Annotated in this window: 19 protein-coding genes; 8 read left to right on the top strand and 11 right to left on the bottom strand. The window is 71.0% G+C overall.

Going from position 1 to position 24293, the window contains the following annotated elements:
• Positions 1-34: 34 nt before the first annotated feature.
• Positions 35-1426, top strand: a complete 1392-nt coding sequence (locus ACH4TL_RS34440; protein ID WP_398324151.1) for an FAD-dependent oxidoreductase — start codon at positions 35-37, stop codon at positions 1424-1426.
• A 31-nt stretch (positions 1427-1457) separates the two neighbouring features.
• Here ACH4TL_RS34440 and hemE read toward each other — a convergent pair whose 3' ends face one another.
• Complete coding sequence (gene hemE, locus ACH4TL_RS34435; protein ID WP_398324149.1) at positions 1458-2543, bottom strand: uroporphyrinogen decarboxylase; 1086 nt, start codon at positions 2541-2543, stop codon at positions 1458-1460.
• 91 nt (positions 2544-2634) lie between these two features.
• Here hemE and ACH4TL_RS34430 point away from each other — a divergent pair, with 91 nt between their 5' ends.
• The 5 genes from ACH4TL_RS34430 (at position 2635) to ACH4TL_RS34410 (ending at position 9137) form a co-directional block, all read left to right on the top strand.
• Positions 2635-3351, top strand: a complete 717-nt coding sequence (locus ACH4TL_RS34430; protein WP_398324147.1) for a DUF3000 domain-containing protein — start codon at positions 2635-2637, stop codon at positions 3349-3351.
• Between the two features lie 204 nt (positions 3352-3555).
• The gene (locus tag ACH4TL_RS34425) at positions 3556-4218 is read left to right on the top strand and encodes a response regulator transcription factor (protein WP_063730929.1); all 663 of its coding nucleotides are present in this window, start codon (positions 3556-3558) and stop codon (positions 4216-4218) included.
• A 105-nt stretch (positions 4219-4323) separates the two neighbouring features.
• Positions 4324-5601 (top strand): HRDC domain-containing protein, encoded by a 1278-nt coding sequence (locus ACH4TL_RS34420; RefSeq protein ID WP_398324145.1) that lies wholly within the window; start codon positions 4324-4326, stop codon positions 5599-5601.
• A gap of 192 nt (positions 5602-5793) precedes the next feature.
• Positions 5794-7011: a thiolase family protein gene (locus ACH4TL_RS34415; RefSeq protein ID WP_398324142.1), complete on the top strand. Its 1218-nt coding sequence runs from the start codon at positions 5794-5796 to the stop codon at positions 7009-7011.
• Positions 7008-9137 (top strand): 3-hydroxyacyl-CoA dehydrogenase NAD-binding domain-containing protein, encoded by a 2130-nt coding sequence (locus ACH4TL_RS34410; RefSeq protein ID WP_398324140.1) that lies wholly within the window; start codon positions 7008-7010, stop codon positions 9135-9137. The genes ACH4TL_RS34415 and ACH4TL_RS34410 overlap by 4 nt, the downstream gene beginning before the upstream one ends.
• Positions 9138-9240: 103 nt before the next feature.
• Here ACH4TL_RS34410 and ACH4TL_RS34405 read toward each other — a convergent pair whose 3' ends face one another.
• Positions 9241-10284, bottom strand: coding sequence for a hypothetical protein (locus tag ACH4TL_RS34405; protein ID WP_398324139.1), 1044 nt, complete (start codon positions 10282-10284; stop codon positions 9241-9243).
• A 68-nt stretch (positions 10285-10352) separates the two neighbouring features.
• On the opposite strand from ACH4TL_RS34405, the gene ACH4TL_RS34400 reads away from it, so the two are divergent.
• Entirely contained in the window at positions 10353-10757 is a 405-nt protein-coding gene (locus tag ACH4TL_RS34400) for an NTP pyrophosphohydrolase (protein ID WP_398324137.1), read from the top strand.
• Between the two features lie 41 nt (positions 10758-10798).
• On the opposite strand, the gene ACH4TL_RS34395 is transcribed toward ACH4TL_RS34400, so the two are convergent.
• The 9 genes from ACH4TL_RS34395 to ngcE all read right to left on the bottom strand — a co-directional run bounded on the left by ACH4TL_RS34395 (position 10799) and on the right by ngcE (position 23184).
• Positions 10799-12268 carry an amino acid permease gene (locus ACH4TL_RS34395; protein WP_398324420.1) on the bottom strand — a complete coding sequence of 490 codons (1470 nt, stop codon included), beginning with the start codon at positions 12266-12268 and terminating at the stop codon, positions 10799-10801.
• Positions 12269-12564: 296 nt separating this feature from the next.
• Positions 12565-14553: a 1-deoxy-D-xylulose-5-phosphate synthase gene (gene dxs, locus ACH4TL_RS34390; RefSeq protein WP_398324135.1), complete on the bottom strand. Its 1989-nt coding sequence runs from the start codon at positions 14551-14553 to the stop codon at positions 12565-12567.
• A gap of 137 nt (positions 14554-14690) precedes the next feature.
• Complete coding sequence (locus ACH4TL_RS34385; protein WP_398324133.1) at positions 14691-16031, bottom strand: sugar ABC transporter permease; 1341 nt, start codon at positions 16029-16031, stop codon at positions 14691-14693.
• Positions 16028-16816: an ATP-binding cassette domain-containing protein gene (locus tag ACH4TL_RS34380; protein WP_398324130.1), complete on the bottom strand. Its 789-nt coding sequence runs from the start codon at positions 16814-16816 to the stop codon at positions 16028-16030. The genes ACH4TL_RS34385 and ACH4TL_RS34380 overlap by 4 nt, the downstream gene beginning before the upstream one ends.
• Positions 16817-16922: 106 nt before the next feature.
• A complete protein-coding gene (locus ACH4TL_RS34375) occupies positions 16923-18020 on the bottom strand; it encodes a substrate-binding domain-containing protein (RefSeq protein ID WP_398324128.1) in 1098 nt (365 codons plus the stop codon).
• A gap of 251 nt (positions 18021-18271) precedes the next feature.
• The gene (locus tag ACH4TL_RS34370) at positions 18272-19471 is read right to left on the bottom strand and encodes an ROK family protein (RefSeq protein WP_398324416.1); all 1200 of its coding nucleotides are present in this window, start codon (positions 19469-19471) and stop codon (positions 18272-18274) included.
• Positions 19472-19741: 270 nt separating this feature from the next.
• Positions 19742-20686, bottom strand: a complete 945-nt coding sequence (locus ACH4TL_RS34365) for a carbohydrate ABC transporter permease (protein WP_398324126.1) — start codon at positions 20684-20686, stop codon at positions 19742-19744.
• A 61-nt stretch (positions 20687-20747) separates the two neighbouring features.
• On the bottom strand, positions 20748-21665 hold the full coding sequence (locus ACH4TL_RS34360) for a carbohydrate ABC transporter permease (RefSeq protein WP_398324123.1): 918 nt from the start codon (positions 21663-21665) through the stop codon (positions 20748-20750).
• 82 nt (positions 21666-21747) lie between these two features.
• The gene (ngcE, locus tag ACH4TL_RS34355; protein ID WP_398324120.1) at positions 21748-23184 is read right to left on the bottom strand and encodes an N-acetylglucosamine/diacetylchitobiose ABC transporter substrate-binding protein; all 1437 of its coding nucleotides are present in this window, start codon (positions 23182-23184) and stop codon (positions 21748-21750) included.
• Between the two features lie 338 nt (positions 23185-23522).
• Here ngcE and ACH4TL_RS34350 point away from each other — a divergent pair, with 338 nt between their 5' ends.
• A complete protein-coding gene (locus ACH4TL_RS34350; RefSeq protein ID WP_398324118.1) occupies positions 23523-24032 on the top strand; it encodes a hypothetical protein in 510 nt (169 codons plus the stop codon).
• Positions 24033-24293 lie beyond the last annotated feature (261 nt).

The raw sequence follows: 24293 nt of genomic DNA, 5'->3' as shown, positions 1-24293 counted from the left end.
GAGCGGGACATACGGCGGCGAAGGGGCGGATTCGATGGCGGCAGCGCGGCGGATGGTGGTCATCGGGGGCGATGCGGCGGGGATGTCCGCAGCGTCGCAGGCGCGCAGGCTCAAGAAGCGGGGCGAGCTGGAGATCCTGGCCTTCGAGCGCGGCCACTTCACGTCGTACTCGGCCTGCGGCATCCCGTACTGGGCCGGGGGCCTGGTGAACGGCCCCGACGACCTGATCGCCCGCACCCCGGAGGCACACCGCGGGCGCGGCATCGACGTCCGGCTGCGCAGCGAGGTCACCGAGATCGACCTCGCCGGGCAGCGGGTCCGGGTCCGGGAGCTGGACGCGTCCGGCGGCACCGAGCACTGGCACGGCTTCGACGATCTGGTCATCGCCACCGGCGCCCGCCCCCGCCGCCCCGCCATGCCCGGCATCGACGCGCCCGGGGTGCACGGGGTGCAGACCCTGGACGACGGGCAGGCGCTGCTGGAGACCCTGGAGGGCCGCACGGTCGAGCGGGCGGTCGTGGTCGGCGCCGGATACATCGGGGTGGAGATGGCCGAGGCGCTGACCCGCCGCGGCTGCCGGGTCACCGTCCTGGAGCGCGGCGAGCAGCCGATGGCCACCCTCGACCCCGACATGGGGCGGCTGGTGCGCGAGGCGATGACCGGGCTCGGCATCGACACCGTGACCGGCGCGGAGGTCGCCGAGGTGCTGACCGGGGAGGACGGCCGGGTGCGCGGGGTGGCCACCAAGGTCAGCGAATACCCCGCCGAGCTGGTCGTCCTGGGCCTCGGGGTGATCCCCGAGACCCGGCTCGCCGAGGAGGCGGGGCTGCCGCTGGGCGAGTCGGGCGGGCTGCTCACCGACCTGGCCATGCGGGTGCGCGGCCATGCCAACATCTGGGCGGGCGGCGACTGTGTGGAGGTTCTGGACCTGGTCTCCGGCCGCACCCGGCACATCCCGCTGGGCACCCACGCCAACAAGCAGGGTCAGGTCATCGGCACCAACATCGGTGGCGGCTATGCGACGTTCCCCGGTGTGGTCGGCACCGCGGTCAGCAAGGTCTGCGACCTGGAGATCGCCCGCACCGGGCTGCTGGAGGCCCAGGCGGAGGCGGTGGGGCTGCGCTTCCACACCGTCACCGCCGAGTCGACCAGCCGCGCCGGGTACTACCCCGAGGCCCGTCCGATGACGGTGAAGATGCTCGCCGAGCGCCGCACCGGGCGGCTGCTCGGCGTGCAGATCGTCGGCCGGGAGGGCGCGGGCAAGCGCGTGGACAGCGCGGCCGTCGCGCTGACCGCCGGGATGACGGTCGAGCAGGTGGCCGCGCTGGACCTGGGGTACGCCCCGCCGTTCTCCCCCGTGTGGGACCCGGTGCAGGTGGCCGCGCGCAAGGCGGCGGCCGTCGTACGGGAGGCGCCGGACCGGTGACGGCGGCCCGGCGCCTCCGGTCGCGTCGGCGTCAGCGCGCGGTGTGGGTGTGGACGTACTCCACGAGCCGGGTCAGGGCGTCCGGGTCGGTGGTGGGCAGCACGCCGTGGCCGAGGTTGAAGATGTGCCCCTCAAGCCCCTGGGCCGCCTCCAGCACCTCGGCCGCCTTGGCCTCCACGGCCTCGCGCGGCGCGAACAGCACGGCGGGGTCGAGGTTGCCCTGGATGGCCTTGCCGGGGCCCACCCGCCGGGCGGCCTCGTCCAGCGGCACCCGCCAGTCGGCGCCGACGACGTCCGCGCCCGCCTCGCCGAGCAGGCCCAGCAGCTCGCCGGTGCCGACGCCGAAGTGGATGCGCGGCACCCCGTACCCGGCGACGGCGTCGAAGACCTTCGTCGAGGCGGGCATCACGCTGCGCCGGTAGTCGGCCGGAGCCAGGGCGCCGACCCAGGAGTCGAAGAGCTGCACGGCCGAGGCGCCCGCCTCGATCTGCACCTTCAGGAAGGTCGCGGTGATGTCCGCGAGCCGGTCGAGCAGATCGGCCCACAGCTCCGGGTCGCCGTACATGAGCGCCTTGGTGTGCTCGTGGTTGCGCGACGGGCCGCCCTCGACCAGATAGCTGGCGAGCGTGAACGGCGCGCCCGCGAAGCCGATGAGGGGGGTGGCGCCCAGCTCGCCGACGAGCGAACCGACGGCCTCGGTGACGTACTTCACATCATCGGGGTCGAGCGGACGCAGCCGCTCCAGATCCGCCCGGCTGCGGATCGGACGCTCCACGACGGGGCCGACGCCGGGCTTGATGTCGAGGTCGAGCCCGATCGCCTTGAGCGGCACCACGATGTCGCTGAAGTAGATCGCCGCGTCCACCCCGTGACGGCGGACCGGCTGGAGCGTGATCTCCGTGACCAGGTCGGGGCGCATGCAGGACTCCAGCATGGCGGTGCCCTCACGGACCTTCTTGTACTCCGGCAGCGAGCGCCCCGCCTGCCGCATGAACCACACCGGGGTGTGCGGCACCGGTTCGCGTCGACAGGCCCGGAGGAAGGCCGAATCGGCGCAGGGGTTCGCCGCCGGGCGGCCGGTCTGCTGCTGGCCCGAGGGCCGCTCTGTGGCGCTCATGCACCAAATCTTCGCACGGGCCGAACGAGTGACCCGCCAACCCGGGTGTTCCTCCCCGGTTGGAGCCCTCACTGCGCCTAGTCTTCCGGGCATGGCAGCGGTTCAAGGACACGTCTCGAACGGTGCTGACGGTGCTGACGGCCCGGACGCGGGCGGGGAAGGCGCCCCGCTCGCCTTCCGGCGCGCGGTCGCCGGTCTGCGCGCGGTACGGGTGCGGCCCGAGGTGGAGCTCGACCCGACCCCACCACCGCGCCGCCTGGCGCCGTTCGCGTACGCACTCGAAGCGGTCGTCGCGGACCCCACCGCGGACGACGACGAGGAGCTGGCCGAGGGCCGGCTCATCCTGCTGCACGACCCGGCGGGCCATGACGCCTGGCGCGGCACCTTCCGGCTGGTCACGCTGATCCACGCCGATCTGGAGCCGGAGATCGCGGCGGATCCCCTGCTGCCCGAGGTGTGCTGGTCGTGGCTCACCGGCGCGCTGGACGCGCGCGGGCTCGGCTGCACGGAGCCCAGCGGCACGGTGACGCGCGCCAGCTCGCACTACTTCGGCGGGATCGGGGAGCGGGAGCCGTCGACCCGGATCGAGATCCGGGCCTCCTGGACGCCCTCGGACCACCCCTGCCCCGAGCCCGCCCACCCGGAGCGGGCGGACGAGGCGGCGGAGCCGCTGGGAGTGCCGGACACCGGGGCGCACCTGGCGGCCTGGTGCGATCTGCTGTGCCAGATCGCCGGGCTGCCCCCAGCCGGGACCACGGAGGCCGGGGTCGTCTCCCTCCCCCAGCGCCGCGGCCCCCAGCCCCGCTGAGGGTTCAGCCGAGCCGTCGAGCTTCAGCGGCCCCGCCGAACGGTCCCGCCGAAGGGTCCTGGTGTGCGCTTCGGGCGCTCGGGCAACCCCGTCTGACCGAGATTGCCCGAATTGTTACTCACCAAATCGTGATCATTCCCTAAAGCTGGACCGTATCGGTGCCGAAGGAGTGGTGACCCGTCCCACGACTTCCCAGGAGGCCTGGTGTCTGTTCTCCTCGAGCAACCGTCCAGCCTGGTCGCCTATCGCCCGAACAAGCCGACGGCCATGGTCGTCGTCGCCGACCCCCGCGTTCGTTCCACCGTCACCCGTCACCTGTGGGCCCTCGGGGTGCGCGACGTCATCGAGGCGTCGTCCGTCGCGGAGGCCCGCCCCCGTATCGGCAACCCGCGCGACATCTGCGTCGCCGACGTCCACCTCCCCGACGGCTCCGGCCTCACCCTGCTCTCCGAGACCCGCGCCGCGGGCTGGCCCAACGGCCTGGCCCTCTCCGCCGCCGACGACATCGGCGCCGTGCGCAACGCGCTGGCCGGCGGCGTGAAGGGCTACGTCGTCACCGGCACCCGCACCAACCTGGGCATCCCGGGCCGCCCCGGCGCCGCCCCCATCGGCGCCGCCGCCGCCCGGATGCACCGCCGCCCGCCGGGCGCCCCCGGTCACCCGGGCGGCTACCGGGAGCTGTCGGGACGCGAGGTCGAGGTGCTGAGGCTGGTTGCGGAGGGCCAGTCCAACAAGGCCATCGGCGTCTCGATGGGCCTGTCCGCACTCACCGTCAAGAGCCACCTCGCCCGGATCGCCCGCAAGCTCGGCACCGGCGACCGGGCCGGCATGGTCGCGGTCGCGCTGCGTACCGGCATCATCCACTAGCCGTACGGCGGGGAATACCCGCCGCGCACCACCCCGGCGCCCGTCGACGGAACGTTCCGTCGACGGGCGCCCTGTGTACCCGGCGTACACAGCTACCCTTGACAGGTGACCGACGCCCAAGAGACCGCAGCAGAGACGACACTGCGAACCACCGGGGGCGCTCCCCCGGACGACCTCCCCCCGGCGCCGGTCCCCTTGCTGGAGCCGCGTGAGGGCATTCCGCCCGTCACCGCCGACCCGGACGCGCTCGCCGAGGTCGTCGCGGCATTCGCCGCGGGCCACGGCCCCGTCGCCGTCGATGCCGAGCGCGCCTCCGGCTACCGCTACGGACAGCGGGCCTATCTGGTCCAGCTGCGCCGGGCCGGAGCGGGGACCGCACTGATCGACCCCGTCGGCTGCCCCGACCTGTCGGGTCTGGGGGCCGCCGTCACCGACGCCGAGTGGGTGTTGCACGCCGCGACCCAGGATCTGCCGTGTCTGCGCGACATAGGCATGGTCCCGGACCGGCTCTTCGACACCGAACTCGCGGGCCGGCTGGCCGGGTTCGCCCGGGTGGGGCTCGGCGCCATGGTCGAGAACATCCTCGGCTACGCGCTGGAGAAGGGGCATTCCGCCGTCGACTGGTCGACCCGCCCGCTGCCCGAGCCGTGGCTGCACTACGCCGCGCTCGACGTGGAGCTGCTGGTCGACCTGCGCGACGCGCTGGAAGAGGAGCTGACCCGGCAGGGGAAGCTGGAGTGGGCGCACCAGGAGTTCGCGGCCATCGCCGCGGCCCCGCCCGCCCCGCCGCGCAAGGACCCCTGGCGGCGTACGTCGGGGATGCACAAGGTACGGCGACGACGGCAGATGGCCGTGGTGCGCGAGCTGTGGACGGCCCGGGACCGGATCGCCCAGCGCCGCGACGTCTCCCCCGGCAAGGTGCTGGGGGACTCGGCGATCGTGGAGGCCGCGCTGGCGCTGCCGGTGAACGCCCGGGCGCTGTCCGCGCTGAGCGGCTTCGGCCACCGGATGAGCCGCCGCCAGCTGGAGCAGTGGCAGGCCGCTGTGGACCGGGCCCGGGAGCTGCCGGAGGCCGAACTTCCGCAGCCCGGCCAGCCGGTGGCGGGGCCGCCCCCGCCGCGCGCCTGGGCGGACAAGGACCCGGCCGCGGCGGCCCGGCTCACGGCGGCCCGCGCGGCGGTGACGGCGCTGGCCGAACAGCTGAACCTGCCGCAGGAGAACCTGATCGCCCCGGACACGGTCCGGCGGCTGTGCTGGGAGCCCCCGGCCGAGCCGACGACGGACGCGGTGGCGGACGTTCTCGCCGGTCACGGCGCCCGTCCCTGGCAGATCGGCCAGGTGTCGGCGGTCCTGACCGGCGCTCTGAAGGCGGCGCCGGAGTGACGCCCGGCGTGATGTGACGCGCGTGGACCGGCGGCCTCGGCCGCCGGTCCTTTTCCTGTTCTGACCTGTGACCTTCGACGCTACGGCGGCGAAGACTGGGCAGCGTGGTTACTCATAAGTAGCATGAGGGTGTGGAGGCGCGCCGATGGCGTGCCCGCAGCAGTGCCATCCCGCACCTGGAGGAGAGCCAACGTGCCTCGTACCGCTAGGGACGTCGTCTTCGTCGACGGCGTCCGTACCCCGTTCGGCAAGGCGGGCCCGAAGGGCATCTACCACGAGACCCGCGCCGACGACCTGGTCGTGAAGTGCATCCGGGAGCTGCTGCGACGCAACCCGGATCTGCCGCCGGAGCGCATCGACGAGGTGGCCGTCGCCGCGACCACCCAGATCGGGGACCAGGGCCTGACCATCGGCCGCACCGCGGGCATCCTGGCCGGGCTGCCGCAGTCCGTCCCCGGCTACTCGATCGACCGGATGTGCGCCGGTGCGATGACCGCCGTCACCACCACCGCGGGCTCCATCGCCTTCGGCGCGTACGACGCGGTCGTCGCGGGCGGCGTGGAGCACATGGGCCGCCACCCGATGGGCGAGGGCGTCGACCCGAACCCGCGGTTCGTCTCCGAGAAGCTGGTCGACGAGTCGGCCCTCTTCATGGGCATGACCGCGGAGAACCTGCACGACCGGCTGCCGCACCTGACCAAGCAGCGCGCCGACGAGTACGCAGTGCGCAGCCAGGAGCGGGCCGCCAAGGCGTACGCCAACGGCAAGATCCAGCAGGACCTGGTGCCGGTCTCGGTGCGCCGCACCACCCCCGAGGGCGGGGAGACCGGCTGGGGGCTTGCTACCGCCGACGAGCCGATGCGCCCGGGCACCACGCTGGAGAACCTGGCCACGCTGAAGACTCCGTTCCGGCCGCACGGCCGGGTCACCGCGGGCAACTCCGCGGGGCTCAACGACGGCGCCACCGCCTCCCTGATCGCCTCCGAGGACTTCGCCCGGGAGCTGGAGCTGCCGGTCCGGATGCGCCTGGTGTCGTTCGCCTTCGCGGGCGTCGAGCCCGAGGTGATGGGCTACGGCCCGGTCCCGGCGACCCAGAAGGCCCTGGCCAAGGCCGGGCTGACGATCGATGACATCGGCCTGTTCGAGATCAACGAGGCGTTCGCCGTCCAGGTGCTGTCGTTCCTGGACCACTACGGCATCGCCGACGACGACCCGCGCGTCAACCAGTACGGCGGCGCGATCGCCTTCGGCCACCCGCTCGCCTCCTCCGGCGTGCGCCTGATGACGCAGCTGGCGCGGCAGTTCGAGGAGCAGCCCGAGGTCCGCTACGGCATCACCACCATGTGCATCGGCTTCGGCATGGGTGGCACCGTGATCTGGGAGAACCCGCACTTCGAGGGGAACAAGTGACTACCACCGCAGAGCTTCTCAAGGGAGCGGCCGAGCTGTTCCCGGACGAGGTCGTGACGCAGGCGCACGTCCGCCACCTCGACCTCCCCCAGGGCGCGGGCCGCTTCGCGCTCATCACCCTGGACAACGGTCTCGACCACACCAAGCCCACCACCTTCGGCCCGGCCTCGCTCGCGAACCTCAACGCGGCGCTCGACCAGGTCGAGCAGGAGGCCGCGGACGGCGCGATCACCGGCGTCGGCATCACCGGCAAGCCGTTCATCTTCGCCGTCGGCGCCGACCTCAAGGGCGTGGAGCTGCTGAAGCGCCACGAGGACGCGCTCGCCATCGGCAAGGGCGGCCACGACGTCTTCAAGCGGCTGTCCGCGCTCGCCGTGCCCACCTTCGCCTACTACAACGGCGCGGCGATGGGCGGCGGTGTCGAGGTCGGCCTGCACTGCACCTACCGCACCGTCTCGGCCGCGCTGCCCGCGTTCTCGCTGCCCGAGGTGTTCCTCGGCCTGGTCCCCGGCTGGGGCGGCTGCACCCTGCTGCCGAACCTGATCGGCGCGGACCGCGCGGTCTCGGTCATCATCGAGAACTCGCTCAACCAGAACAAGCAGCTCAAGGGCAAGCAGGTCTACGAGCTGGGGATCGCCGACGCCCTCTTCGAGGGCGCCGACTTCCTGGAGCAGTCGCTGATCTGGACCGCGTCCGTCCTCAAGGGCGAGATCGAGATCGTACGGCCCGAGATCGACCGCGGCGACGCCTGGCACGAGGCCGTGGTGCGCGGCCGCGCCATCGCCGACGGCAAGGTGCACGGGGCGGCCCCGGCCGCGTACCGCGCGCTGGAGATCATCGACGCGGCCCGCAACGGCGACCTCGCCCGCGGCTACGAGGCCGAGGAGAAGGCGCTCGCCGACCTCATCATGGGCGATGAGCTGCGCAGCGGCATCTACGCCTTCAACCTGGTGCAGAAGCGCGCCAAGCGCCCGGCGGGCGCCCCCGACAAGTCGCTCGCCCGCCCGGTCGGCAAGGTCGGCGTGGTGGGCGCGGGGCTGATGGCCTCGCAGCTCGCGCTGCTGTTCGCGCGCCGTCTGGAGGTGCCGGTCGTGCTGACCGACATCGACCAGGAGCGCGTCGACAAGGGCGTCGGCTACGTCCACGACGAGATCGACAAGCTGCTCCTCAAGGGCCGTATCAACCAGGACAAGGCCAACCGGCTCAAGGCCGCGGTGACCGGCTCCCTGGACAAGGCCGCCGCCTTCGGGGACGCCGACTTCGTCATCGAGGCCGTCTTCGAGGAGATGGGCGTCAAGCAGCAGGTGTTCGCCGAGGTCGAGGCGGTCGTGCCGGAGCACGCCATCCTCGCCACCAACACCTCCTCGCTGTCGGTCAGCGAGATGGCGTCCAAGCTCCAGCACCCCGAGCGGGTCGTGGGCTTCCACTTCTTCAACCCGGTCGCGATCCTGCCGCTGCTGGAGATCGTCCGCGGCGAGAAGACCGACGACGCGTCGCTGGCCACGGCCTTCGGCGTGGCCAAGAAGCTGAAGAAGACCGCCGTCCTGGTCAAGGACGCCCCGGCGTTCGTCGTCAACCGGATCCTGACCCGCTTCATGGGCGAGATCCAGAACGTCATCGACGAGGGCACCCCGGTCGACGTCGCGGAGCGCGCGGTGGAGCCGCTCGGGCTGCCGATGTCCCCGCTGGTGCTGCTGGAGCTGGTCGGCCCGGCCATCGGCCTGCACGTCTCCGAGACGCTGCACGGCGCCTTCCCTGACCGCTTCACGGTCTCGCCGAACCTCAAGCGCGTGGTCGAGGCGGGCAAGCGCGGCTTCTACGTCCACGACTCCGGGAAGCCGGAGCTGGACCCCGAGGTCGCCGCGCTGCTCCAGCAGGGCGACACCGTCCTGACGGAGGAGCAGGTGCGCGCCCGGGTGCTGGACGCCGTCGCGCAGGAGATCGGCCTGATGCTGGACGAGGACGTCGTCGCCGAGGCGCAGGACATCGACCTGTGCCTGATCACCGGCGCGGGCTGGCCCTTCCACCTGGGCGGCCTCACCCCGTACCTGGACCGTGAGGGCGTCTCGGAGCGGGTGACCGGCAAGCGGTTCCTGGCCCCGGGCGTCGCGAGCGTCCCGGCGTAACACCGCGCACCGCATCGTCCCCGGGCGCCGGGCGGACCGTGGTCCGTCCGGCGCCCGGGCGTTTTCAGAGCCCCACGAGCGGCAGACGCGGGCCCGGCGGGGGCTAGTCTCCCGCCCGGGACCAGGCGCGCAGGGCCAGGCCCCGCTCGTCGGTCTTCTGACGGGCCACCAGCAGGCCGCCGTCCGGTGCCAGTGCGGCCAGGACCACCAGACCGCGCCCGTCGAGGGCCAGCGCCGGGTGCTGGGCGCCGGGGTCGCCGGACGGGGTCCACCACACGCCCGCCGCCTCGTCCTCCGCCGGATGCGCGGCGACGGCCAGCCGCCCGCTGGAGGCGTCGTGGTGCGCCAGTACGGTGCAGTCGTGGCCGTCCACGGGGGCGCGGAGCGCCGCGACCGGGCCGGTGCCCGTCGCCCCGCCCAGCGGCGCGGGGGCCGGGGCGTCGGGGCGCCAGGACAGCACCTCACCGCTGCTCGCGTCGCGCCAGTAGTGGGTGAGGGTGCCGGGGCTGGTCTCCACCGCGGACGCCGAGTCCGGGCGGGCGTCGGCGGGGACGTCCTCGCCGCGCTGCGGGGCCGCGCCGGGCGTGGGCTGGTACCAGCGCAGCGCGGCGCCCTTCCCGGCCGGGGCGAGCAGTTCGAGGCGGCCGTCGGCTGTCACGGCCGCCGACAGGCCGTCCAGTACGTGCGCGCCCTTCCAGTCGGTCCAGCGGTCCCAGCCGCCCTTGGGGTTCTGCCGCCGCGCGCTCACCCCGCCCCCGGCGTTGCGGACGAAGACGCGCAGCGCGCCCGTGGAGTCCACCGCCGCGGCGGGTGCGCCGATCCGCTGGGCCTTGGCGGGGTCCTTGGGGTGCGGGGTGCCCAGGGAGTGCCATGCGGTGAGCGCGCGGCCGGTCTGGAACTGGGTGGCGTGGACGAGGTCGGTCTGCGGCCCGTCCTTGCCCTTACGGCGCCGCAGCCCCACGAGATGGGCGTAGCCGTCGGCCCCCTGAACGACCGTCATCCGGGTCAGCCCGGGTATCTCGATCAGCCAGGGCCCCGTCCAGCCCGGGCCGCCCGGGCGGTCCTCGGTCCAGCGGGCGACACCCCCCGCCACTGGTGCGTAGGCCGTGAGCCTGCCGTCCTTGCCGCGGAGCAACCGCAACGCCATGGCCCGCCGCCAACCTTCCCGCGTCGATCTTCCGAACCCCCCGCCGCCCATAGTATTTTGCCTGGTCTATGAGTGGTCTCGTCGGGCTTGTCGTCGTGGATGCGGCAAATGTGGTCGGTTCGGTGCCGGACGGCTGGTGGCGCGACCGGCACGGGGCGGCCGAGCGGCTGCGCGACCGGCTCGGCGCGGTCGCGGTGAGCGGCCTCCCGGAGCGCGCGGACGTCCCCGGCTGGGCCCGTCAACCGCCCCTGGACATCGTCCTGGTGGTGGAGGGCGCGGCGCGCGGCGTGGAGCCGGTGGAGGGCGTACGGGTGGAGTCCGCACCCGGAAGCGCCGACGACATGATCGTGGAACTGGTGGCCGGGCGCGCACCGGAGCAGCCCTGTCTGGTGGTCACGGCCGACCGGGAGCTGCGGGAGCGGGTGACGGCGCTGGGCGCGGAGGTCGTGGGCCCCCGCGCGGTCAGGGGATAGACGCGCCGTCAGGGACGCCCCGTCAGCGGACGGACACCGCGTCAGCCGCGGGTGCCCGCCTCCGTCACCCGGCTGTGCTTGCGCCCGTACAGGACGTAGATGACGACGCCCACCACCATCCACACCGCGAACCGCAGCCAGGTCTCGGCGGGCAGATTGAGCATCAGCCACACCGACGCCGCCACCGAGACGGCGGGCAGCAGCGGCACCCCCGGCGCGCGGAAGGCGCGGTGCAGATCCGGGCGGGTGCGGCGGAGGACGACGATGCCGAGCGCGACGACGACGAAGGCGAAGAGGGTGCCGATGTTCACCAGGGCCGCCAGCTGCTTGATGCTGGTGAACCCGGCGACCACGGCAATGAGGCCGCCCAGCAGGATCGTCGAGCGGTACGGGGTGCCGTACCGCGGATGCACCTTGGCGAAGACCCGGGGCAGCAGCCCGTCGCGGCTCATCGCGAAGAACACCCGGGTCTGGCCCAGCAGCAGGATCATGCACACGGTGGTGAGCCCGACCGCCGCGCCGAAGCTGATGACGCCCGCGTAGAAGGGGTGCCCGGTCGCCTTGAAGGCGTCGGCGAGCGGGGCGTCGATCGACAGCCTGGAGTACTTCTCCATGCCGGTGACGACGATGGACACCGCCACGTAGAGCGCGGTGCAGATGAAGAGCGAGCCGAGGATGCCGCGCGGCATGTCGTGCTGCGGGTTCCTGGTCTCCTCCGCCGCGGTGGCCACGACGTCGAAGCCGATGAACGCGAAGAAGACCACGGCGGCGGCGGTGAAGATTCCCTCGACGCCGAACGACGTCGGCTGGTACCCGGCCATCAGCTGGATCAGCGGCGCCTTCAGCCCGGAGGCGGCGGGCGTGGACTGGGCCTCGGGGATGAAGGGGTGGTAGTTGTCCGCGTCGATGAAGAAGGAGCCCGCGATGATGACGAGCAGCACGACGGTCACCTTCACCACGACCACGACGGTGGTGACGCGCGCGGACAGCTTCATGCCGAGGACCAGGATCGCGGTCAGCACCAGCACCAGGAGGGCGGCGAGCAGGTCGAAGGTGAAGCCGCTCGCCTCGTCGGGCCCGGACAGCACGGCGGGCAGCCGCCAGCCCGCGTTGTCCAGCAGGGAGCGTACGTAACCGGCCCAGCCGACCGCGACCACGGCGGTGCCGAGCGCGAACTCCAGGACCAGGTCCCAGCCGATGATCCAGGCGGGCAGCTCGCCGAGCGAGGCGTACGAGAAGGTGTACGCGGACCCGGCCACCGGCAGGGTCGAGGCGAACTCGGCGTAGCACAGCGCGGCCAGCGCGCACACCACGCCCGCGACCACGAAGGCCAGCGCGGTGGCGGGGCCCGCCTGCTGCTTGGCGACGGCCCCGGTGAGCACGAAGATGCCGGTGCCGATGATGACGCCGACGCCGAAGACCGTGAGGTCCAGCGCGGACAGCGAGCGGGTGAGGGCGTACTCGGGCTCCTCGGTGTCCTGGATGGACTGCTCGATCGACTTCGTCCGCAGAAAGCCCGGCCGGGCCGTGCCCCGGCGGCCGCTCCGGCCTGCGTCGCCGCCCGCTTCCTCGCCGCCTGGTTCCTCATCGCTCACCGGTGACACCTCCACGCCTGCCCCCGCGCGTCATGGTTCTGCCAACCGCCCGGGAGCGGCGGCGCGCACGCTCGGCGGTGCCGCCGATTCACCCGATGGGGGCGGACAGGCGGGACGGGCGCTGGGCCGGTCGGAGCAGGGCCCCGGTCGGAGCGGACGAAGGGCCCCGGCCCGGACCGCGGAGGTCCGGGCCGGGGCCCTTCGGGCGAAAGCTAGTCGCGCACCGGCTCGGCGGCCGCCGGACGCGTCGCCACGTCCGCCTCCTCCGTACCGGACGGCTCCTCGTAGCGGCCGCCGATCCGCGACACCAGGCCGGTGACCTGGCGGGCGATGTCGGGAGCGGTCAGGCCGATCTCGGCCATGACCTCCTTGCGGGAGGCGTGCTCCAGGAAGCGCGGCGGGATGCCGAAGGTGCGCACCGGCATGTCGAAGCCGCCGTCGCGCAGTGCCTGGGCGATGGCGGAGCCGACGCCGCCGACCCGGATGTTGTCCTCGACGGTGACGACGACGCGGTGGCGGTCGGCGAGCACGGGCAGCTCCTCGTCGACCGGCTTCACCCAGCGCGGGTCGACCACGGTGGCCGAAATGCCCTGCTTGTCCAGAAGGTCCGCGATCTCCAGGCACATCGGGGCCAGCGCGCCGACCGAGACCAGCAGCACGTCCGGGGAGTCCCCCGCGGCCTCGGAGGGCTCGCGCAGCACGTCCATGCCGCCGATCCGGCCGACCGCGGCGACCTCCGGGCCCACCGCGCCCTTGGAGTAGCGCACCACCGTCGGCGCGTCGTCCACCTCGACGGCCTCGCGCAGCTGGGCGCGGACCTGGCCCGCGTCACGCGGGGCGGCGATCCGCAGCCCGGGGACGACCTGGAGGAGCGACATGTCCCACATGCCGTTGTGCGAAGGACCGTCCGAACCGGTGATCCCGGCGCGGTCGAGGACGAAGGTGACGCCGCACTTGTGCAGCGCCACGTCCATCAGCACCTGGTCGAAGGCGCGGTTGAGGAACGTGGCGTAGACCGCGAAGACCGGGTGCAGACCGCCGGTGGCCAGCCCCGCCGCCGATACGGCGCCGTGCTGCTCGGCGATGCCCACGTCGAAGACCCGCTCGGGGAAGCGCTTCGCGAACTCGGTGAGGCCCACCGGGTGCAGCATCGCCGCCGTGATCGCGACGATGTCCTCCCGCTCCTCGCCGAGCTTGACCATCTCCTCGCCGAACACCGACGTCCAGTCGGCGCCGCCCGCCGAGACCGGCAGCCCGGTGTCGGGGTGGATCGGGCCGATGCCGTGGAAGCGGTCGGTCTCGTCCTGCTCGGCCGGGGTGTAGCCGCGGCCCTTCTCGGTGAGGCAGTGCACGATGACCGGGCCGCCGAAACGCTTCGCCCGCTGGAGCGCGGACTCCAGCGCCTCGATGTCATGGCCGTCGATCGGGCCGACGTATTTCAGCCCCAGGTCCTCGAACATGCCCTGCGGGGCGATGAAGTCCTTCAGCCCCTTCTTCGCGCCGTGCAGCGTCTCGTACAGCGGGCGGCCGACGACCGGGGTGCGCTCCAGGAGGTCCTTGCCGCGGGCCAGGAAGCGCTCGTAGCCGTCGGTGGTGCGCAGGGTGGCGAGGTGGTTCGCGAGACCGCCGATGGTCGGCGAGTACGACCACTCGTTGTCGTTCACGACGATGACGAGCGGGCGGTTCTTCGCGGCGGCGATGTTGTTCAGCGCCTCCCAGGCCATGCCGCCGGTCAGCGCGCCGTCCCCGATGACCGCGACCACATGGTCGTCCTTGCCCTGGAGCTCGTTCGCCTTGGCGATGCCCTCGGCCCAGCCGAGGACGGCGGAGGCGTGGCTGTTCTCGATGACGTCGTGCTCGGACTCGGCGCGCGAGGGGTAACCCGACAGCCCGCCCTTCTTCTTGAGCCGCGAGAAGTCCTGGCGCCCGGTGAGCAGCTTGTGGACGTAGGACTGGTGCCCGGTGTCCAGCAGCACCTTGTCCTTCGGCGATTCGAAGACCCGGTGCAGGGCGATGGTCAGCTCGACCACGCCCAGGTTGGGTCCGAGGTGCCCTCCGGTCTTGGACACGGCGTCGACGAGAAAGGTGCGGATCTCCGCGGCCAGCTGGTTCAGCTGCTCCGGGGCGAGCCGGTCCAGATCGCGCGGTCCCCTGATGCCGGTCAGCAGCACCCGTGCCTCCTTGCTGTCGAGCGTCTCCATCGAGCCTTGCCAGTAGCCCCCGAGAGTCTAATGCTGCCCTACGGGAAGGCCCGGTTCGCCTCCGGGGCGGTCGGGGGTGTCGACCCCGGCCCTGGCCCCGAAGACGTCACCGGAGGGGCAGAAGGTTGCTCGGGGGGCTAACCCCGACCGGCCGTGCGCTGTGTTCTGCGCGACACCGAGTCGATGACCACGGCGGCCAGCAGCACCGCTCCGGTGATCATGTACTGCACGGAGTTCGCGACGCCCAGCAGGTTCATACCCGACGAGATCGACCCGATGACCAGCATGCCGAGCATCGCCGACCACACCGAGCCGCGCCCGCCGAAGAGGCTGGTGCCGCCGATGACGGCGGCCGCGATGGCCTCCATGAGCAGGTTGCCGGTACCGGCCTGCTGGCTCGCGGAGCCGATCCGGGACGCGATCATGAGCCCGCCGAACGCGGCCATGAGCCCGGACAGCGCGAACACCGAGATCCGCACGGCGACCACGTTGATGCCCGCGCGGCGGGCCGCCTCCACGCTGCCGCCCAGCGCCATCACCTTGCGTCCGTACGGTGTGCGGCGCACCACGAAGTCGAGCGCGACCAGCACCGCCACGAAGATCACCAGGGCGAGCGGCAGCCCCATGTACGCGTTGAGCCGCCAGGCCGCCGCGAAGACGATCACCGCGAGCACGGCGGTGCGCACCAGGATCTCGCTCAGCGGCCGGGAGGGTATGCCGACCGCCTTGCGGCGCCGGCTGTCCAGGAACTGGGCGAGAAAGAATCCGGCCACCGCGACGGTCGCCGCGCCATAGGCGGCGATCAGCTGGGTGAAGTAGTGACCGGTGAGCGTGTGCACGAAGCTGTCGTCGTCGATGCCGAGGGTGCCGGTGGTGCCGAGCACCTGGAGCATCAGCCCGTTCCAGGCCAGCAGCCCGGCGAGGGTGACGACGAACGCCGGGACGCCGATCTTGGCGAAGAAGAAGCCGTGCAGCGCGCCCAGGGCGGCCCCGGCGGCCAGCGCCGCCACCACCGCGATGCCCTCGGGCACGCCGTGCCGGACGTTGAGCACCGCGAGGGTGGCCGCGGCCAGACCGCTGACCGAGCCGACCGACAGATCGATCTCGCCGAGCAGCAGCACGAAGACGATCCCGACCGAGATCATGCCGGTGCCGCCGATGAGGATCGACAGGTCGGAGAGGTTCTTGGGCGAGAGGAAGGCGCTGTCCTTCCACTGGAAGACCGCCCAGATGACGGCGATGCCGACGATCACCGGGACCGCGCCCAGATCGCCGCTGCGCATCTTGCGGGAGAACTCGTTGAGGTAGCCCTTGAAGCCCTCCTGGCGCACCAGCAGCCGCGGGTCGACCACGGTTACGGCGTCCTTGGCGACCGGGCTGGCGTCGGCCGGTCCGGTCGGGGCCTTGTTGCCGGCCCCTTCCCCGCCGGCCCCCTCCCCGCCATGGGCGTCATTGGCCTTGTCGAGACGGGTGCTCACTTCGCGGCCTCCCCGCTGCGCGCCTTGCGGCGGGTCACGGCGTTGTCCGTGGCGCCGGTGATGGCGGAAATGATCTCTTCCTGAGAGGTGGTACGGACGTCGAAGGTGCCGTTGTTGCGGCCGAGCCGCAGCACCGCGACCCGGTCCGCGACCGCCTTGACGTCGGCCATGTTGTGGCTGATGAGGATCACGGCGAGGCCGCGCTCGCGCAGCCGCTCGACCAGGTCGAGGACCTGCGCGGTCTGCTCGACGCCGAGGGCCGCGGTCGGCTCGTCCAGGATGACCAGCTCGGGCTCGCCCAGCATCGAGCGGGCGATGGCGACGGTCTGCCGCTGGCCGCCGGAGAGCGAGGCGATCGGGATCCGCACGCTGGGGATGCGGATCGACAGGGTGCTCAGCAGTTCGCGGGCGCGGCGCTCCATCTCGACCTCGTCGAGCACCCCGGCGCGCAGGATCTCGCGGCCGAGGAAGAGGTTGCCGACGACGTCGATGTTGTCGCACAGGGCCAGGTCCTGGTACACGGTCGCGATGCCCAGGTCCTGGGCGTCGTGCGGCCGGGCGATCTCGACGGGCCTGCCCTGCCATTCGAGGACGCCCTCGTCGGCGGGGCCGACTCCGGCGATCGCCTTGACGAGGGTCGACTTTCCGGCGCCGTTGTCGCCCACCAGGGCGACCACTTCACCGGCGCGGACCTCCAGATGGATGTCGGTGAGCGCCTGGACGGCGCCGAACCGCTTGGAGATCCCGCGCAACGCCAACACGGGTTCATTCGGCACGATGGCCATCTCCGTTCCGGGCGGGAGTGTTGAGGGGGGTGTGCGAGGGGCGAGCGGGCGGGCCGCCGGTGTGGTCACGGCGGCCCGCTCCGGCCCGGTGGAAGGCTGGGAAGGGCTACTTGAGCCCGGCCGCGTCGCAGGCCGCCTTCAGCTTCGCCGTGCAGATCTGAGCGACCGTGTAGAGACCGTCCTTGACGACGGTGCTCTTGATCTTGTCCTTGGTCAGCGAGATCGGGGGGATGAGCGTGGCCGGGATGTCCTTGGTGGTCGGGCTGTCGACCGTGCTGGTCCCGGTGGCCTTCCCGCCGCGCCCGAGGGCGACGGCCATCTTCGCGGCCGCGGTCGCCTCCGCCACGTAGGACTTGTAGACGCTCATGTACTGCTCACCGCTCACCACCCGCTGCACACCGGCGAGTTCGGCGTCCTGGCCGGTCACCGGGGGCAGCGGCTTGACGCCACCGCTCTTGAGCGCGGTGATCGCGCCGCCCGCCATGCTGTCGTTGGCGGAGTAGACGCCGACGATGTTGTCCTTGCCGACGGAGGAAATGGCGCCCGTCATGGCCTTGTTGGCCTCCTCGGCCAGCCAGCGGTCGATGTCGTACGACTTGGCGATGTCCACCTTGCCCTTGAGGACCGACATCGCGCCCTTCTTGAACAGGGCGGCGTTGGGGTCGGCCTCCCAGCCGTTGAGCATGATGACCTTGCCGTCCTTGGCCTTCTTCCCCAGCGCCTCCAGCAGCGCCTGGCCCTGGACCTTGCCGACCGTCTCGTTGTCGAAGGACGTGTAGGCGGAGACCGGGCCCTCGGCCAGCCGGTCGTAGGCGACGACCGGGATATCCGCCTCGGCGGCCTTCTTGACCGAACCGGCAATGGACTTGGAGTCCACCGAATCCAGAATGATGACGTCGACCTTTTTGGTGATCATGGAGTCGACCTGCTGCTGCTGTACGGCCGGATCCGACTTGGCGTTGACGTAGTGAATCTCGCAGCCGGAGCAGTCGGCCAGGATCTTCTTCTTGATCAACGGCCGGTCGAAGTTCTCGTATCTCGCCGTCTGGTCCTCGGGCAGAAGGAGCCCGATGGACAGCGGACCGGACTTCTTCTCCTTGCCGCCTTTCTTGTCCGCTTCCTTCGCCGAACCACAGGCGGCGAGCGAGGCGGCCATCGATACGACGGCGGTGGCCATGGCGACGCGACGCATCGTTGCGTTCATAACGGGGGTGACCTCCCTGACGAGGCCGCGTCATTGCGGCCGAGGTGGCGTGAAGTCAACTCCGGCCCCGTCATGGCGTCAAGAAGTAAATCCTTAACGAGATGGCAACGGTGCCATTCGTTATCTGAGTGAACGCAGAGCGGAGTTGCCCGAAAGGGCAAGAAGAGTGCCCCCGAGGACCCGTGAAAGGTCCTCGGGGGCACGAAGGCTGTGCGGGTGTCAGGCGAGCGCCAGGCGGTACGGCGACGGGCTCAGGCGAGGGCCGGGGTGCCCGCCGACAGCGCGCCCTCCAGCAGCGTCGAGTCGCCCATCTCGCTCAGCACCAGCGCCAGCGCGCCCAGCACCTCGGCCCGGCCGCCGAGCGCCCCCGGCATCACGGCCAGCTGACGGGCGGCGCTCGGGATGGCGTACCGCGCGACCGACTCGCGGATCGGGCCCAGCACCAGCTCCCCCGCCTCGGCGAGGTGGCCGCCCAGCACCATGCGGCTGGGGTTGATCAGGTTGCACAGGTTCGCCACGCCGCTGCCGATGTGGCGGCCGACGTCCGCGATCACCCGGCGGCAGCCGGGGTCGCCGTCCCTGGCGAGCTGCACCATGCGCTCGACGGTGAGGTCCGCGCCATGGGCGGAGTGCAGCAGCGGCAGGATGTAGCGGGCCGCGGCGAAGGTCTCCAGACAGCCGCGGTTGCCGCAGCGGCACACCGGGCCCGACTCGTCCAGGGTGATGTGGCCGATCTCGCCCGCGGTGCCGCCCGGGCCGCGGTAGATCTGGCCGCTGATCACCAGCCCCGCGCCGACGCCGTCGGCGACCTTGATGTACGCGAGGTCGGCGACCCCGCGCCCGGAGCCCCACACCAGCTCGCCGAGCGCGCCCAGGTTGGCGTCGTTGTCCACGTGGACCGGCACCCCGAGCCGCTGGGCCAGGTCGTCGCGCGGATTGGTGCCCGCCCAGCCCGGCAGGATCGCGGTCGAGCCGAGCGTGCCGGTCTCCACGTCTATCGGGGCCGGGACGCCGAGGCCGACGCCGACGACCTTGTCCTGGCTCAGGCCGGTGCTCGCGATCAGCCTGCTGACCAGCTGTTCCGCCCGGTCCAGGCCCTGTGCGGAGGAGGCGTCCACATCCAGCGGCTCGGCCTCCTCGGCCAGCACCTGATGGGCGAGGTTCCCGACCGCGACCCTGAGGTGCGTATGGCCGAAATCCACGCCCACGACGATGCCCGCGTCCCCGCTGAGCGAGACGCTGCGCGCCCGGCGGCCGCCCGCCGAGGTGGGCGTGACCTCGACCGTTCCGCCGTCCTTCAGCTCGCGCACGATGTTGGAGACGGTGGCCGCGGACAGCCCGGTGGACCGGGCGATCTCCGCCTGGGTCAGCGAGCCCGCCATGCGCACGGCACGGACCACCCGCTCGAGATTGGCCCGGTGCAGCGACGACTGCGATCCCGGAGTCTCCACGCCCATCCACTCCCGCCTTCACGGGCGGCACGCCGGCCGCTCCGCCGGCCGGGCCGCAGCGAGGAGGCCCGGCTTTGTCTCCAACATGTGAACTCTAAGCTGAGCCGCCTCGCTTGTTCCACGTCAAGCCCTTGACGTGGCGAGGCGGCCCTTTGAGCGAGGGTGTGGCAGGAGGTTTCCCCGCGCACCCGCGCACAATCGCGATATCCCGCCAGCGTACGACGGAGCGATCGCATCCGTTTCGTTCACATAGTGAATCTTATGCGGGTTTTACTTGAGCGCTCCGGCGGTCAGTCCGGACTGGACCTGGCGCTGGAAGACGATGTACGCCGCGAGCACCGGAAGCATCGCCAGCACCAGCCCGGCGAAGAGCGCCGACCAGTCCCCCTTGTATTGCTGGCTGGCCGCGAGCTGCACCAGACCCTGGGTGAGCACCCGCTTGTCCTCGTCCGTGTTGAGCACCGTGGGCAGCATGTACTGGTTCCACTGGCCGAGGAAATTGAAGATGCCGACGCTGATCAGCCCGGGCTTCGCCATCGGCAGCATGACCTGGAAGAACGTCCGGGTGTGGGACGCCCCGTCGATCAGCGCCGCCTCCGCCACCGAGGTGGGCAGCGTCTTGAAGAACGAGGTGAGGAAGAAGACGGTGAACGGGAGCGAATAGGCGATATAGACCAGGATCAGCCCGTGGAAGGTGTTGAGCAGGCTCATGTTCTTCATGACGAAGAACAGCGGCACCAGCGCCAGGATGATCGGAAAGCTCATCCCGCCGACGAACATGAAGTAGACGACCCGCTTCCCGGGGAATTCGAACCGGGCCAGCACATACGCCGCCATCGCCCCCAGCAGCATCGTGCCGACCAGCGAACACCCCACCACCAGAACGGTGTTGAGGAAGAAGTCGCCGATGTTCGACTTGCCCCAGGCGCGCGACCAGTTGTCGAAGTGCAGCGCGGAGGGCAGCCCCCAGGGCGAGGTGAAGATCTCCTTGTCGGTCTTGAGGGAGCTCATCACCGCCCACAGCAGCGGCATGGTGACGAGCAGCCCCCAGATCACCAGGATGCCGTGCGAGAAGACGTTGAGGACCTTGCCCTCGCTGCCGAGCCGCCCCTCCGGGGTGAAGCGCGGCGGCCGCTTGTCGACGGGCCCGGCGAGCGGCGGCTCGTCGGCCTTGGTGACGCCGGGGAGTTCCGAGGGCTCTGCTTGCGAGGTCACTGTGATCCCCCCAGGTCGGCGGTCGGGCGGTGGTTCGCGGGTGCGGTCGCGGGCCCCGGCATCAGTACTCCAGCCGTTCGCGCCGGCCGAGCCGGCCCACGACGACCGCGAAGATCAGGGTGACGATCAGCATCGCGACGCCGATCGTGGTCGCCCGTCCGGCCTGCCCGTCGTGGAAGGTCTTGGTGTACACGTAGTAGCCGAGGACCTGGGTGGAGTCGGCGGGTCCGCCCGGCCCCACCGTCATGATCTGCACGACGGCGAAGGCGTCGAGGGCGATGATGCCCATGTAGATCCAGCCGGTCTGGACCGTGTCCCACAGCAGCGGCACGGTGATCCGGAAGAACGTGTTCACCCGGTTGGCGCCGTCGAGCAGGGCGGCCTCGTAGAAGTCCTTCGGGATGGAGCTCATCCCGGCGGAGAAGAGGACGACGTAGAAGCCGACGTTGCTCCACACCATGACGGCCATGAGGCACCACAGCGCGAGCTTCGGATCGGCCAGCCACTCCTGCTGGAGCGCGTCCAGGCCGATGCCGCCGAGGAAGGCGTTGAGCGCGCCGTTGCGCGGGTTGTAGGTGAACTGGAACAGCAGGGCGACGATCGCGATCGAGAGCACCTGCGGAAAGAAATAGATCACCTTGTAGACGCTCGACCCACGCACGCCCGTGACGGCCGCGTTCTTCCTGCCGCGGCCGCCGACGTTGAGCATGAACGCGAAGAAGAGTCCGAGACCGAGCGTCACCAGCGGCACGACCAGCAGCAGCAGAACATTGTGGCCGACCGCTTTCCAGAAGAGGTCGTCATGCAGCAGCCAGTCGTAGTTCCTGAACCCGACCATCTTGAAGTCGGAACTCAGGCCGGTCCAGTCCGTGAACGAATAGTAGATGGCCTGGACGAACGGCGAGATCACGAAGACCGCGTAAAGGATCACCGGCAGGGCCAGGAACCCCGCGATGAACCGGTACTTTCCATGCTGCATTTCTACCGACCTCGGACTTCCCTCGCGGATAATGCCGCCGGTGACGCATCGAATCCCATCAGATGTGCCTTCGGTTCAGACGTCAGACGTGCTTGTACTTCTTGACGGCGTCGTCCTTCGCCGTGGCGTCGGCGAACTTCTGGCACTTCTTCATCGCCTCGGCCGGGGTCATCCGGCCCGCCATCATCTCGCCCAGCACGCCCACGCCGATCTGCTGCTTCTGGAGCGTCACGTACCAGTCCTGGAGGCGCGGGTTGACGACGTTCTTGCCCGCCTTCTCCAGCACCGCCTGCGCGGACGACAGGCCCGGCGGCAGGGTCAGCCCCTCGGTGCCGCCGTTGAGCGAGGAGAGCGAGGAGACCTGCTGGACGAAGTTCTTGGTCGACTTCTCGCCGAGCATGATCCGCAGCAGCTCCATGCCGCCCTCGGGGTTCTTGGCCGACTTCGGCACGATGAACGGCTCACCGCCCGACGCCCAGAGGGTGCCGAACGGCATCTTGTCGCTCTTGTCGAGGCTGGAGGGCGCGCCGACCGACATCTGGAAGTCCTTCGGCGTGGTCTTCTTCGCCTCGTTCTCCACCCAGGAGCCGTTGGGGATGAACAGCGCCTTCCCCTCGTTCCAGGCGGTCTGCGACTCGATGTGGGTCAGGCCAGGGGTGCCCTTGAGGATGTAGCCCTTCTTGTACAGCTCGTAGTACGCCTCGAAGGCCGCCTTCACGGCCGGGTTCTTCCAGGCGTTGGGCTCCAGGTTGTCGATCGAGTCCAGGACGTCCCGGCCGCCGATCTTGGCGATGAAGGGGTAGAGGCTGAACGGCAGGTAGTACGGGAACTTGCCCGGGTAGGTCCAGCCCGCGACGCCCTTCTTCTTCGCCTTCTCGCAGACCTTGAGCATGTCGTCCCAGGTCTCCGGGTACTCCGCGTCGAGCTTCGCCAGGTTGGTCTTGGAGTACCAGACGCCGTAGACCGTGTACGCGTAGTAGAGGATCCACACCGGCTTGCCGTCGAACTGGCCCATCTCGACGACGCCGGGGCGCAGCGTCTCGCGCACCGTCTTCTTCGGGTCGTCCAGGGAGGGCGAGTCGAGCAGCGGGGTGAGGTCGGTCAGCTGGTTCTTGCTGACCAGGGTGCCGAAGTCCATCTGCTCGGCACCGGAGTTGTCGACCAGGTCCGGCGGGGTGCCGCCGTTGAACCGCGGCTGGAGGACGGTCTGGATCTTCTGGGTCGCTGAGTGCTTGATCTTGCCCGCGGTCTTCGGGTACGCCTTCGCGTACTCCGCCTCGGCGTCCTTGGCGTACTTCTGGCCGAAGCCGCCGTCGAAGATGACGACGTCGAGCGGGGCGCTCGCGTTGACGGCGAGCGGGTTCTTGGCGCTCTTCTCGCCCTTGTCGACCTTCTTGTCGCTGTTGTCACCGCCGCTGGCACAGGCGGAGAGCACACTCATCGCGGGCACGGTGATCAGTCCGAGGGCCGCCGACCGTTTGATCAGGTCACGCCGACCAAAATCTGAGGTGGATCCCATGCTCAAGTCCTCGCCTTCGTCAGGACTCAGGCGGTGTAACGGTCTCCCGTACATGCTCGCCTCCGGGCGAGGGGCCCGACACCGCGGGTCAGTTGAAGCGTGAAGCGGAATTGCTGGGTGTGCGCCGGGAGGGCTCAGAACCGCCGAGGCCGACTCGGCATGGCCGCGGCGCGGCCTCCCCCTGGGGGGAAAGGTATAGTCCACTGGGTATCGAGAGGGCAAGATCGAATGGTCATCGGGTAGGCATCTTTCCCGAGTTGAGACCTGTCCGACATACCGTGGGGGGCCCAGCCCGTACGGCACTCCGCCGTGCGCGCGCCCCATGAGAGGCGGTCGTCGTGTCCCGCAAGCAGCTCCCCCTCGCCACCAGTGTTGTCGTGGCCGCGACACTCGCACTCTCCGCGGGCTGCGGCGCGGACAGAGGCGGCTCTCCGGCCGGGGACGCCAAGGGCGGCGCCGCGATCGGCAAGGGCATGGCCCGGCTCCCGGTGGAACCGACGGAGGAGCCCACCGAGGAGCCCACCGACGACCCCTCGGACGAGCCCACCGGCGGCTCCGGGCTGATATCGGCGGACGCCAAGATGGGCACGTGCGGCTGGAGCCCGGACGGCAAGCCGTACGCCAATGTGAAGATCAGCAACTCCAGCTCCTCCACGGCCTATTACTTCCTCCTCGTCGGGTTCGTGGACAGCTCCGACGAGGTCGTGACCACGGGCACCGAGTCCGACGCCTCGGTGGCGGGGAACTCGGACAAGACCATCAAGGTCTCCGCCCTCCAGGCGGACTCCTCCAAGAAGGCGAAGAAGTGCCGCCTGTCGATGGCCACGAAATCCAACTCTCCCGGCTGAACGATCGCTGTTGGATTATTGACCGGCCGTCATGGACAAGGGCCGCACCCCGGCGGGGGTGCGGCCCGCGTCGCGCGGTCGCCACCCCAAGATCACTCGCATGGAGTGCCAGGGGGTGTCCTGCCGGGAGTGCCCAGCGGAGCGCTCACCCGTGTGGGTTACACCCGGCCGTCACCTTGACACCACCCGCCCCGCGCGGCCCTACTTATCTTTGCCCCATTCAATCGACAACGTTGTCAGGCCTGTTGAGACGTGGAGAGG

The organism is Streptomyces sp. NPDC021115 (genome assembly GCF_044333065.1).
Lineage (GTDB): Bacteria > Actinomycetota > Actinomycetes > Streptomycetales > Streptomycetaceae > Streptomyces.
This window is presented reverse-complemented; position numbering and strand designations above follow the sequence as displayed.